This window comes from Cetobacterium sp. NK01 (assembly GCF_024506395.1).
Classification (GTDB): Bacteria; Fusobacteriota; Fusobacteriia; order Fusobacteriales; family Fusobacteriaceae; genus Cetobacterium_A; species Cetobacterium_A somerae_A.
This window is the reverse complement of sequence record NZ_JANIBO010000001.1, coordinates 687,875-700,697: the sequence shown is the minus strand read 5'-3', so window position 1 is coordinate 700,697 and position 12,823 is coordinate 687,875. Positions and strand designations below refer to the sequence as shown.

Annotated in this window: 15 protein-coding genes; all 15 read left to right on the top strand. The window is 29.4% G+C overall.

Annotated elements, in window-relative coordinates; translation table 11 throughout:
• Window positions 1-30: 30 nt before the first annotated feature.
• The 15 genes from NON08_RS03405 (at window position 31) to secG (ending at window position 12,798) form a co-directional block, all read left to right on the top strand.
• On the top strand, window positions 31-408 hold the full coding sequence (locus NON08_RS03405; RefSeq protein ID WP_256690080.1) for an Asp23/Gls24 family envelope stress response protein: 378 nt from the start codon (window positions 31-33) through the stop codon (window positions 406-408).
• Window positions 409-465: 57 nt separating this feature from the next.
• Entirely contained in the window at window positions 466-975 is a 510-nt protein-coding gene (amaP, locus tag NON08_RS03400) for an alkaline shock response membrane anchor protein AmaP (protein WP_256690079.1), read from the top strand.
• A gap of 10 nt (window positions 976-985) precedes the next feature.
• Window positions 986-1,198, top strand: coding sequence for a DUF2273 domain-containing protein (locus tag NON08_RS03395; RefSeq protein ID WP_256690078.1), 213 nt, complete (start codon window positions 986-988; stop codon window positions 1,196-1,198).
• A gap of 13 nt (window positions 1,199-1,211) precedes the next feature.
• Window positions 1,212-1,619: a transcription antitermination factor NusB gene (gene nusB / locus NON08_RS03390; RefSeq protein ID WP_256690077.1), complete on the top strand. Its 408-nt coding sequence runs from the start codon at window positions 1,212-1,214 to the stop codon at window positions 1,617-1,619.
• 59 nt (window positions 1,620-1,678) lie between these two features.
• Window positions 1,679-3,181 carry a YifB family Mg chelatase-like AAA ATPase gene (locus tag NON08_RS03385; RefSeq protein ID WP_256690076.1) on the top strand — a complete coding sequence of 501 codons (1,503 nt, stop codon included), beginning with the start codon at window positions 1,679-1,681 and terminating at the stop codon, window positions 3,179-3,181.
• Between the two features lie 145 nt (window positions 3,182-3,326).
• Complete coding sequence (locus NON08_RS03380; protein WP_023051559.1) at window positions 3,327-3,875, top strand: ferritin-like domain-containing protein; 549 nt, start codon at window positions 3,327-3,329, stop codon at window positions 3,873-3,875.
• Between the two features lie 112 nt (window positions 3,876-3,987).
• The gene (gene cobU / locus NON08_RS03375) at window positions 3,988-4,548 is read left to right on the top strand and encodes a bifunctional adenosylcobinamide kinase/adenosylcobinamide-phosphate guanylyltransferase (RefSeq protein ID WP_256690075.1); all 561 of its coding nucleotides are present in this window, start codon (window positions 3,988-3,990) and stop codon (window positions 4,546-4,548) included.
• A gap of 15 nt (window positions 4,549-4,563) precedes the next feature.
• The gene (cobS, locus tag NON08_RS03370) at window positions 4,564-5,328 is read left to right on the top strand and encodes an adenosylcobinamide-GDP ribazoletransferase (RefSeq protein WP_256690074.1); all 765 of its coding nucleotides are present in this window, start codon (window positions 4,564-4,566) and stop codon (window positions 5,326-5,328) included.
• A 9-nt stretch (window positions 5,329-5,337) separates the two neighbouring features.
• Window positions 5,338-5,925: a histidine phosphatase family protein gene (locus NON08_RS03365; RefSeq protein ID WP_256690073.1), complete on the top strand. Its 588-nt coding sequence runs from the start codon at window positions 5,338-5,340 to the stop codon at window positions 5,923-5,925.
• 2 nt (window positions 5,926-5,927) lie between these two features.
• A complete protein-coding gene (gene cobT / locus NON08_RS03360; RefSeq protein ID WP_023051563.1) occupies window positions 5,928-6,977 on the top strand; it encodes a nicotinate-nucleotide--dimethylbenzimidazole phosphoribosyltransferase in 1,050 nt (349 codons plus the stop codon).
• Between the two features lie 20 nt (window positions 6,978-6,997).
• Entirely contained in the window at window positions 6,998-7,690 is a 693-nt protein-coding gene (gene radC / locus NON08_RS03355; RefSeq protein WP_040405966.1) for a RadC family protein, read from the top strand.
• A gap of 52 nt (window positions 7,691-7,742) precedes the next feature.
• Window positions 7,743-10,583, top strand: coding sequence for an excinuclease ABC subunit UvrA (gene uvrA, locus NON08_RS03350; RefSeq protein WP_256690072.1), 2,841 nt, complete (start codon window positions 7,743-7,745; stop codon window positions 10,581-10,583).
• 4 nt (window positions 10,584-10,587) lie between these two features.
• Window positions 10,588-11,187, top strand: coding sequence for a Holliday junction branch migration protein RuvA (gene ruvA / locus NON08_RS03345; RefSeq protein ID WP_023051566.1), 600 nt, complete (start codon window positions 10,588-10,590; stop codon window positions 11,185-11,187).
• A 4-nt stretch (window positions 11,188-11,191) separates the two neighbouring features.
• Window positions 11,192-12,496: a PhoH family protein gene (locus NON08_RS03340; RefSeq protein WP_256690071.1), complete on the top strand. Its 1,305-nt coding sequence runs from the start codon at window positions 11,192-11,194 to the stop codon at window positions 12,494-12,496.
• A 77-nt stretch (window positions 12,497-12,573) separates the two neighbouring features.
• The gene (secG, locus tag NON08_RS03335; RefSeq protein ID WP_023051568.1) at window positions 12,574-12,798 is read left to right on the top strand and encodes a preprotein translocase subunit SecG; all 225 of its coding nucleotides are present in this window, start codon (window positions 12,574-12,576) and stop codon (window positions 12,796-12,798) included.
• The last annotated feature ends 25 nt before the right edge of the window (window positions 12,799-12,823 follow it).

The window sequence follows — 12,823 nt, the reverse complement described above, 5'->3', positions numbered from 1 at the left end:
TATAGGTATAATATCTACGGAGGTGTTTTTATGAACGAATTAGGAAATATAAAAATAGCAGACGATGTTGTAAAAACAATATCAGCAAAAGCAGCACAAGATGTTTCTGGAGTTTATAAATTAGCAGGTGGAGTAGCAGATGAAGTTAGCAAAATGCTAGGAAAAAAGAGACTTACAAATGGTGTAAAGGTTGAAGTAGGGGAAAAAGAGTGTAGTGTAGAGATTTATATAATCGTAGAATATGGATATCAAATTTCTGAAGTTGCTCAAAATGTCCAAAAGAATGTTTTAACAGCTGTAAGCACAATGACTGGATTAAAAGTTGTAGAAGTAAATGTATTTGTTCAAGATGTAAAAATTTTAACAGAAGAATATGACGAAAAGCATGAAGATATAGAGATTGTATAATTATAAAAAGGAGGCGTTTAATTACGCCTCTAATCTTTCTTTACAGGGGTGAGTTTATTGATAAAAAAATTAATATTTTTCTTCGCATGGTTAGGAATAATTGTCATATCTGTAATAGGAATAGGTTATATAACAATGCCACAGTATTTTTCAACAATAGATACAAGCTCACTTATATTTAAAGCAGTAGTTTTCAATATATGTTTGATATATATATGTATATCAATATTAAAATTATTATCTAATTTTTCCAAAGAAAAAGATTATGTTATAAAAAATGAACACGGATCAGTACATATTTCTACTGATACTGTAAAAAATTTGATTAAAGAAATTTTATCAAAAGATAGTGATATAAAAGGTTTAAAGATTGATTGCGGAAGTAGAGGAAGTAAATATTTTGTTAAGTTAAATTTAGATATGGTATCTAATAATAATTTATCAAATAAAACTGTGGATATACAAAATTTAATAAAAAATAATTTAGAGCAGAAGTTAGATTTAAAAGTTGATTATATAGAAGTGAAAATTTCTAAACTATCAATAAGAAAGGATTCAATAGAATAGGAGGTAAGGTATGATGTTAGAAAAAATTATTGAAAGTTTTATTCTTAACTTTAAAAAATATCTTTATGCTATTCTAGGATTAATATCAGGAATTCTTTTAGTTGAGTATGGAGTATTGAAAACCATTTTTATACTATGCTTGACATGTGTAGGATTTAAATTAGGAGATAGAGATTTTCAAGAAAAATTAAAAAAACAAATATTAAATAGATTAAAAGATTAGAAAGGAAACAATAATGAGTAGAAGAGTAGCAAGAGAAGAGTTATTTAAAATAGTTTTTGAATCGGAGTTAACTGAAGTGAAAATAGATGAAACTTTAGCAAGTTATATGTTAAGAGATGAAACTAATTTGAATACAAATGAAAAGGAGTTCATTGAAAAATATTCAAATGGACTAGCTTTAAATGATGAAAGAGTTATTGAAACATTAAAAAATAATATTACAGGTTGGAGTTTAGAGAGAATCGGAAATGTGGAAAAAGCTTTATTAAAGATAGCAACATATGAGATTTTATTTGAAGATGTACCAGCTGAAATTGTTGTTAATGAAGTTGTAGAATTAGCCAAAAAATATGGTGATGAAAAGTCACATGAGTTTATTAATGGTGTTTTAGCAAAAGTAGTAATTGAAAAAAATAGATAATAACTTTAAAGGGAGAGCAAAATATTTTGCTCTCCCTTTTTTATTAAAAGGAGGGATTTATGTTAGTAAAGGTATTAAGCTCAAGTTATTTAGGAATCGAACCGTATTTAGTAGAAGTAGAAGTGGATGTAACTAATGGATTACCTATATTTAATATAGTTGGATTAGGTGATGCAACTATATCAGAAAGTAGAGATCGTATTAGGTCAGGTATAAAAAATATGGGGTATCTATTAGAGCCACGAAGAATTGTGGTAAATTTGACACCAGCTAACATAAAGAAAAGAGGGTCACACTTTGATTTACCTATTGCTATAGGAATAATGGTTGGAATGAAGTTTTTATCAGATTATAGAGGAGTGTTAAAAGAGTATATAATGATGGGAGAGTTATCGTTAACAGGAGAAGTTCGAAGAGCGGAGGGTATTATAAGCGGTGTTTTGTTAGCTAAAAGTAAAGGATTTAAAGGTGTTATAATTCCAGAAGAAAATTTAGAAGAGGCCTCAATAATAAAAGATATACAAATAGTTCCAGTTAAAAATATTAGAGATGTTGTTAAGTTTATAGAAGAGGGAATTATAAGAAGCAAAAGAATATTAAATGATAACAAAATAGTATTGAAAGATACTTTAGATATGTGGGATGTAAAAGGACAAATAAGGGCAAAGAGAGCTCTTGAAATAGTTGCAGCAGGAGGTCATAACATAATTATGATAGGATCTCCAGGAAGTGGAAAATCTATGTTAGCAAAAAGATTGATTACAATATTACCACCTATGTCAGAAAAAGAGATTATAGAGACAACAAAAATTTATAGTATAGCAGGGGAATTAAGTGAAAGAGTTCCGATAGTAACCAATCGTCCTTTTAGAGATCCACACCATACTTCAACAACAAGCTCTATTATTGGAGGAGGAAGATTACCTAAACCAGGAGAAATAAGTCTTGCTAATAATGGTGTTCTTTTTTTAGATGAATTTACGGAGTTTGATAGAGTGGTTATTGAAAGTTTAAGAGAACCATTAGAGGAGAAAAGAATATCAATAACAAGAAGTTTGGGAAAAATGGAATTTCCTGCAAAATTAATATTTATTGCAGCGTGTAATCCATGTTTTTGTGGAAATGGATTTGATGAAGAGTTGTGTACATGTACTCCATATGATTTAAGACGATATATGAAAAAATTGTCAGGTCCAATTATAGATAGAATAGATTTATATGTTGAGATTTATAGATTAAATGATAAAGAGATTTTGGATGAAGAACGAGGAGACTCTTCTGAAAAAATAAAAATAAGAGTTATAAAAGCTCGGGAAATACAAAATCACAGATTTAATAATGAAAAATTAAATAGAGATATGACTAATGAGGACGTTGAAAAATATTGTAGTTTAAATAATGAATGCGAAAATGTTATGAGAACAGCCATTAGAACACTTAATCTTTCTATGAGAACATATCATAAAATTTTGAAAGTAGCTAGAACTATAGCCGATTTAGATAATAAAATAGAGATAGAAAAATCTCATATTTTAGAGGCGATAAATTTTAGAAAAAATTGATAAAAAAAGTTTGACATAATTACAAAAAAGGTGTATATTATTGTTGTGAACAAGATTGTAATAATTACAAAAAAGTAATTGTTACAATAAAAAAATAAAAAAATAAAAAAATCATAGATGAAAAAATAATCAAGGAGGATTAAAAATGGCAAAAGTAAAATGTACAGTATGTGGAGAAGTATTTGAAGAGGCTTTAGGAGCTTGCCCTTTATGTAAGGTAGGATTAGATAAATGTGTTGCTTATGATGAAACAGCAGGAAGAGTTTGGGCAACTGAGCACAAAGTAGGAGAAGGATTAGCTTGCGGAGATGAAGAGATCATCGAAGGATTAAGAGCAAACTTCAACGGAGAGTGTATGGAAGTTGGAATGTACTTAGCAATGGCTAGAGTAGCAGATAGAGAAGGATATCCAGAAGTAGCAGAAGCTTATACAAGAATAGCTTTTGAAGAAGCTGGTCACGCTGCAAGATTTGCAGAGTTATTAGGAGAAGTTGTAACTGATTCTACAGAAGAGAACTTAAAGAGAAGAGTAGAAGCTGAGTACGGAGCAACTTCAGGAAAATTTGATATTGCTAAGAGAGCTAAACAATTAGGATTCGATGCAATTCACGATACAGTTCATGAAATGGCTAAAGATGAAGCTAGACACGGAAGAGCTTTCTTAGGATTATTAGAGAGACATTTCCAAAAATAATAGTAAATAGTTAGAGTGCTTAATATATTTAAGCACTCTTTTTCGTTATGTTGAAGTTTTGATTAGATTGTGATACTATTAAAGTATTATAAAGGGATAAAAGGTGAGATGCTTGGGGAAAATAATTTATGTAACTGGTGGAGCAAGAAGTGGGAAAAGTTCATTTGCTGAAAAAAAAGTTTTTCAATTGAATAAGGAAAAGATTTATGTAGCTACAGCGATATCTTTTGATGAAGAGATGAAGGAAAGAGTAAGACTACACAAAATTCAAAGAGGAGAAAATTGGATAACAATAGAGGCGTATAGAAATCTTTATAAAATTTTAGAAGAATATAAAGATTTAAATGGAGTTGTATTATTAGATTGTTTAACAAATTTAGTCACAAATATTATGATTATGGATAGAGATATCAACTGGGATAAAATAACTCAAGATATTGTTAAAGAGATTGAGGAAGAGATTGGGAATGAAGTTCAAAAATTAATAGATTTTATAAAAAATAGTTCATTAGATATGGTTGTAGTTTCTAATGAAGTTGGAATGGGATTAGTTCCTCCGTATGCTTTAGGAAGATATTTTAGAGATATAGGCGGTAGAATAAATCAATTGGTTGCAAAAGAATGCCATGAAGCGTATTTAATAGTTTCTGGATTAGAGTTAAAATTAAAATAGAGTTTGGAGGAGAAAATGAAAGGTTTAGCTTTACTTTTTAAATTTATGACAAGATTACCATTTCCAGGAGGAAAAACTTTTGATTCGAAAGCTTTAGGAAAAGGAATGAAATGGTTTCCAATAGTAGGATTAGTGATAGGTATTATAAACTTAGCTGTGGCAATGGTTTTAGAAACATTTATTCCATCGCCTATTTTAATGGCAATAATCTTAGTTACTCTTGATGTTATAGTAACTGGTGGATTACATTTAGATGGTCTAGCGGATACTTTTGATGGAATATTTAGTTATAGAAGTAAACAAAAAATGTTAGAGATTATGAAAGACTCTAGAGTTGGAACAAATGGTGTTTTGGTTTTAATACTTTACTTTATATTTAAAGTTGCTTTCTTAGTAGAAACATCGGAATTATTTGGAATAAATCAAGGTGTAATAATGCTTATTGTACCTATATTAGCTAGAATAAATAGTGTAGTCAACTGTGCTTTTGAGCCTTATGCAAGAGCCACTGGAATGGGTAAAACTTTTGTTGATAACACTGATAAGATGGGATTATTAATATCTTATGTCACTGTTACAGCTATATTATATGGAATAGCTCAGTATTTTATGTTACCTTTTATAAGTTTATTTATTGTTTTAAATATACTAATTATTTGTGGGTTTTTATTTGGAAAGTTAATGACAAAAAAAATAGGTGGTATAACTGGAGATACTTTAGGAGCATTGTTAGAGCTATCTTCAGTACTTTCATTAGTTTTACTGTATGTAACTTTATAGGTGAGATTGATGGGGAAAATTATTTTAGTTAGGCATGGTGAATCAAAATTAAATATTGAAGGGGTTTACTATGGAATTTTAGATCCAGAATTAACAGAAAAAGGAAAAGAGCAGGCAGAAAAAACTAGGGAAATTTTAAAAAATATAAATTATGAAAAGATATATGCAAGCGATTTAAGAAGAGCAATAGACACAGCAGAGATTGTAAATTATAAAAAATTAGAAATCTTAATTGATCAAGAATTACGTGAACTAAATTTTGGAATATTTGAAGGACATAGTTATAAAGAACTTTTGGACAAATATCCAGAGGAGTTAAAAAAGAGTCAAAGTAATTGGGAAAATTATAATTATATAACTGGCGAAAGTGTTTTAGAGCTTCAAAAAAGAGCTATTAATTTTATAGAGAAGAAAGTTGATTTAGATGGAACAACAGTTTTAGTTACTCACTGGGGAGTAATTAATACTATTTTAAGTCATTACTTTTCTAATGGATTAGAATCTTATTGGAAGTTTAGTGTAGAAAATGGTGGTGTAGTTATAATTGAATTTTCTGAAGGATATCCCATATTAAAGGGATTAAATATAGGGGGCTAAAATTGGACAGAATAAAAAAGATTCAAAATGATATAATTGGTGTTGATACAGAAGCTATAAAAGAGTGTAAAAAAATATTAGATTCTAGAATGAAACCTGAGAAAAGTTTAGGTGTTTTAGAAGATTTAGCAATGAAAGTAGCGGGAATAACAGGCCAACCCCTAAATGAATTAAAAGCTGGATGCCATTTTATAGCATCATCTGATAATGGAGTTATAGAAGAAGGAGTATCATCTTGTCCAATAGAATATACAAGAATAGTCTCAGAAGCAATGTTAAGCTCTTTTGCAGCTATTGGAATTTTATGTAAAAGTTTAGGAATACCTCTAAATTTGATAGATATTGGAATAAAAGGAGATATTCCAAGAAACTATGAAAACTTATACGTAAAAAAAATAGCTTATGGAACTAAAAATTTTAGTAAGGAACCTGCTATGAGTTTAGATGAGGTAATAAAAGCAATCTTAGTTGGAGTAGAAATAATAAAAGAAAAAAAAGAGTATGATTTCTTCTCTAATGGAGAGATGGGAATAGCTAATACAACAACAAGTTCAGCTATATTATACGCTTTAACAAAAGAGGATATAGAAAAAGTTGTAGGTTGTGGTGCAGGACTTTCAGATGAGGGATTAAGACGAAAAAAAGATGTGATAAAAGATGCTTGTCTGAAATATGATTTATTTAATAAAGAACCAATAGAAGTTTTAAGATGCGTTGGTGGACTTGATATAGCATGTATGGTTGGACTTTACTTAGGTGCAGCATTAGAGAGAAAGCCTATGCTAATAGATGGTTTTATATCAGCAGTAGCAGCATTAGTTGCAACTAGAATAGAACCAAAGGTAAAAAATTACCTAATAGGAACTCATATGAGTGAAGAACCAGGAATGAAAGTCGTTATGACAGCACTAGATTTAAAAACATTTTTACATATGGAGATGCGTTTAGGAGAAGGAACTGGAGCAGTTTTGGCGTATCCTATTTTGAAAGCAGCAGTAGAAATTCCTAAAATAATGAAAACAAAAGATGAGGTTTATGAAATATTTCAATAAAGTAATAAGGGGTGATTATTTTGGAAAAAAACCAAATGCAAGGACACCGAAAGAGATTACGAGAGAAGTATTTAAAAGTTGGATATAAGGGTTTAGAGGATTATGAAATTTTAGAGCTACTGTTAACTTATTCAATAAAATTAAAAGATTGTAAAGGTATTGCAAAGAATTTATTGTCAAAGTTTAAAAGCATAGATAAAGTGATAAATGCTGAGTTAAATGATTTAAAAGAAATTGAAGGTGTTGGTGCAGAGACAGCTTTATATTTAAAAGTAATTGGTGAGACTATGTCTAATCACTATTTTAAAAATGTGAAAAATGCTGATTTAACAACTTTAAAAGGCAAAAATGATTTGGTAAATTATTTGAAAGACGATGTAGGTACTTTGAAAAGTGAAGAGTTTAAAGTGATTTACCTAAGTAGTGATAATAAGATTGTATGTGATGAGATTTTATTTAAGGGAACAATTGATAGAAGTGTAGTTTATCCCAGAAAGATAATGGAAAGAGCAATTGATAATAGAGCTAAAGGAATAATATTTGCTCATAACCATCCAAGTGGAAATTTAACTCCATCTAAAAAAGATATTGAATTAACATTAGAAATGCAAGAGTTACTAGAAAAGGTAGATATAAAATTATTAGACCATATTATTGTTAGTGATGAGTCTTATTTTAGTTTTTATGAAAATGGACTAATTGAATATTATTAAAAAGTTTAGCCCTCTTACATTGATTAAGAGGGTCTTTTAGTAAGGAGGAAAAATGTTAGACAAAATAATTATAAAAGGTGCTAGAGAACATAATCTTAAAAATTTTGATATAGAAATTCCAAAGTATAAATTTGTTGTTGTAACAGGAGTAAGTGGAAGTGGAAAATCATCGCTAGCATTTGATACTATTTATTCAGAAGGACAAAGAAGATATGTAGAAAGTTTATCGGCTTATGCAAGACAATTCATTGGACAAATGAAAAAGCCAGAGGTAGATAGCATAGAAGGGTTAGCACCGGCTATTTCAATTGAACAAAAAACAACAAATAAAAATCCAAGATCAACAGTAGGGACAGTAACAGAGATATATGATTATATGAGGTTATTATTTGCACATATAGGTAAAGCACATTGTCCAATATGTGGAAAATTAGTAGAGAGACAAAGTGTTGATGAAATTGTGGAAAATGTATATGAAAAATTTAATAATGGTGACAGACTAATGATTTTAAGTCCTGTTGTTAAAGATAAAAAAGGAACACACAAAAATCTATTTTTAAATCTTGTAAAAAAGGGATTTGTAAGAGCAAGAGTTAATGGTGAAATTCTTTATATTGAAGAGGAGATAAACTTAGATAAAAACAAAAAGCATAATATTGAAGTTGTTGTAGATAGAATTGTTGTAGATAAGGAAGATGAGGAGTTTAAATCAAGATTAACTCAAAGTATAGAGCAAGGGATTGAACTATCAGAAGGAAAAATAATAATAAACTGGGGAGATGGAGAACAATTATATAGTGAAAATTTTTCATGTCCAGATCATGAAAATGTAAGCATTCCAGATTTAAACCCGAGACTATTCTCTTTTAATGCTCCTTTTGGAGCTTGTCCTGAATGCAAAGGAATAGGGAAAAAATTAGAAATTGATGAAAGTAGACTAATAGAGGATGAAAATTTATCAATATTAAAAGGTGGATTATATGTTCCAGGAGCAGCATCAGCTAAAAAGGGTTATACATGGACAATATTTGAATCTATGGCAAAAAAATATAAAATTGATTTAGATAAACCAGTAAAAGATTTAACTAAAAAAGAGATGGATATAATTTTTTATGGAACTGATGGAGAGAAATTTAGAGTGGACTATACATCAAAAGAGTTTAGTTTTCATGGAGAAAAGGATTTTGAAGGAATTGTAAAGAATTTAGAAAGAAGATATAATGAATCGTTTTCAGAGAGTTCTAGAGAAGAGATAGAAAATAGATTTATGATAGAAAGAATATGTAAGGTGTGTCATGGAAAAAGATTAAAGCCAGAAGTTTTAGCTGTAACTGTTTATAATAAAAATATAATTGAGATAACAGAACTAAGTATAAAAGATGCTCTAAATTTTTTTGAAAATATAGAGTTAACAGAAAAAGAGAAACAAATAGCAGCAGAGATTTTAAAAGAGATAAAAGAAAGAATATCGTTTATGATAAATGTGGGATTAGATTATTTGAGTTTAGCTAGAGAGACAAAAACATTATCTGGAGGAGAGTCTCAAAGGATTAGATTGGCAACTCAAATTGGGTCAGGGCTAACAGGTGTATTGTATGTTTTAGATGAACCAAGTATTGGATTACATCAAAGAGATAATGATAAACTTTTAGCCACTTTAAATAGATTGAAAGAGTTAGGAAATACACTTATTGTTGTTGAACATGATGAAGATACAATGCATCAAGCTGATTATATTTTAGATATGGGACCGGGAGCAGGAGTGTTTGGTGGTGAAATTGTAGCTGCAGGAACACCACAAGAAGTTATGGATAATGAGACTTCAATGACAGGGAGATACTTAAAAGGTGAAATAGGTATAACTGTACCAGAAAAGAGAAGAGAGCCCAAAGGGTATATAACTTTAAAAGGAGCAAAGGGGAATAATTTAAAGAATGTAGATGTAGATATACCTTTAGGTGTTTTAACTGTTGTAACAGGAGTAAGTGGAAGTGGAAAATCAACACTAATAAATCAAACTCTTTATCCAATTTTATTTAATAAATTAAATAAGGGTAAGCTTTATCCATTAGAATATTCTTCTATTGAAGGATTAGAGAATTTAGATAAAGTTATAGATATAGATCAAAGTCCTATTGGAAGAACTCCAAGATCAAATCCAGCTACATATACAAAAGTATTTGATGATATTAGAGATATTTTCTCTCAAACAAAAGATGCAAAAGCTAAGGGATACTCAAAAGGTCGTTTTTCTTTTAATGTAAAAGGCGGACGATGTGAAGCATGTCAGGGTGCTGGAATAATCAAAATAGAAATGAATTTTTTACCTGATGTTTATGTTGAATGTGAGGTATGTAGAGGAAAAAGATATAATAGGGAAACATTGGAAGTTTACTACAAAGGAAAAAATATTTCAGATGTATTGGACATGAGTGTGGGAGAAGCATATGATTTCTTCAAAACAATACCAACACTAGAAAGAAAACTAAAGGTATTAGTGGATGTAGGTTTAGATTATATAAAATTAGGCCAACCTGCTACAACACTATCTGGAGGGGAAGCTCAAAGAATAAAATTAGCAAGTGAATTATCTAAAATATCAAAAGGAAAAACTGTATATATTTTAGATGAGCCAACAACAGGATTACATTTTGAAGATATAAGAAAACTTTTAGAAGTAATTAATAGATTAGTGGAAAAAGGAAATACAGTTATAATTATAGAGCATAATTTAGATGTAATAAAAAATGCTGATTATATAATCGATATAGGACCTGAAGGTGGAGATGGTGGAGGAAAAGTTATTTTAACAGGAACTCCAGAAAAAATAGCTTCTTCTAAAAAAGGTTATACAAGTAAATACTTAAAAAAAGCATTAAAAGGAGAGAGATAAAATAATGTTTGAATATTTAAATGGAGTAATAAAAATAAAAAAACCAGAATATTTAGCAGTGGATGTAAATGGAGTAGGATATAGAGTTTACATAACTTTAAAAACTTATGATCAAGTACAGGTGGGAGAGAAAAAAGAGCTATATATATATAATGTAATAAAAGAAGATGCATTTAAACTAGTAGGATTTTTACAGGAGAGAGAAAGAGTTCTTTTTGAGATGTTAATAGGAATCAGTGGAATAGGATTATCACTGGCCCTTTCTATAATGTCAACATTTTCAATAGACAATATTAGAGAGATTGTTTTAACAGAAGATTTTAAGACGTTAAAAAGAGTTCCAAAATTAGGAGAAAAAAAATCAAAGCAAATAATTATAGATTTAAATAATAAGATTAAAACATTAAATTTAATGTCTATGGAAGATCCATCAGGAGATATGTTAAATAATGCGATTGAAGAAGAGTTATATATGGCATTAGATTCTTTAGGATACAGTAAAAAGGAAATAGATTCTATGATAAGTAAAGATGAGTTAAATAGTTATTCTACTTTAGAAGAGGCAATTAAGGGAGTTTTAAAAAAAATTCAATTAAGGGGATGATTTTATGAGAAAAATCTATGTTCTAGACACTAATGTTTTAATACATGATCATCGTAGTATTTATAGTTTTGAAGATAATGAAGTTGTTGTTCCTATATATGTAATAGAGGAGATAGATAATTTAAAGAGAAATAGTACGACAGCAATACAGGCTCGTTTAGCAGCTAGAGAGCTTGATACCATAAGGAAAAAAGGGTGTATTGCAAAAGGGGTAGAGCTAGAGAAAAAGATTTTTTTCAGAGTAGAGATAGAAAGTGATTTAAATTTATTACCACCGGTATTAAAAAAAGACTCAATGGATAATATGATAATTGCAACAACTCTCGGAATTAAAAATAAAAATCCAGATATGAAAGTAATTTTAATAACTAAAGATATAAATATGAGAATTAAGGCAGATTCTTTAGGATTAGAAGTTCAAGATTACGAAACAGATAGAACGGATTATACGACGTTGTATGATGGTTATGAAGAGATTGAAGTTTCAAGAGATATTTATAATAAATTTGATAAAGCTGGAAAAATAAATGTTTGGGAGTTAGGAAAAGAGTATCATTTTACAGAAAATATGTTTGTTAAATTTAAATGTGGAGAAGAAAAAACTTTTGGAAGATATATAGGTGGAAAAATTAGAAGAAATTTAGAAGGACAAATATCAGCTTGGGGTGCAAGGGCAAGAAACGATGAACAAGAATATGCAATGGAACTTTTAATGGATGAAAATATAAAAGTTGTAACATTAGTAGGAAGAGCTGGGACTGGAAAAACTTTATTGGCAATAGCAGCAGGATTAGAACAAGTTGTTGAAAGAGGTAAATATAAAAGATTACTTATAGCTCGTCCAATAATTCCAATGGGAAAAGATTTAGGATATCTGCCTGGAAGTGAAGAAGAGAAATTAAGACCATGGATGCAGCCCATATATGACAATATAGACTATTTAGCTGGGGAAAAAGGTGAAAAAACTGGAGAGAAAGTAATTTTAGGGCTTCAAACTATGGGACTTTTAAAAATAGAAGCTCTTACTTATATAAGAGGAAGAAGTATTCCTAACGGATATATAATAATAGATGAAGCACAAAACTTAACTCCTCTCGAAGTAAAAACCATAATAACAAGAGCAGGAGAAAATACAAAGATAGTGTTAACAGGAGATCCAGATCAAATAGATAGTCCATATTTAGATTCAGACACAAATGGGCTTACATATCTATCAGAAAAATTAAAAAATGAAAGTATAGTAGGACATGTTACTTTAAAAAAAGGTGAACGTTCAGCATTAGCTGAGTTAGCAGCAAAACTTCTATAATTTTTTCTTTTATTTTATCAATATATATATTATAATAATGTATAAGATAAAAGACGAAATTTGGGAGGAGTAAAGTTATGGAGACACTTTTAACATTGTTTTTATTTATTTTTGCTGTAGCTTTAATAATATTAGTTCTTGTTCAACCAGATAGAAGCCATGGTATGTCAGGTAGCATGGGAATGGGAGGTTCAAATACAGTATTTGGAGTTTCAAAAGATGGAGGACCACTAGCCAGAGCAACTGAAGTAGTAGCATTTTTATTCATACTTTCAGCACTTCTTCTGTATCTAGTAAAATAGTTAAAAGAGTTAAAGGCGTGTTGGG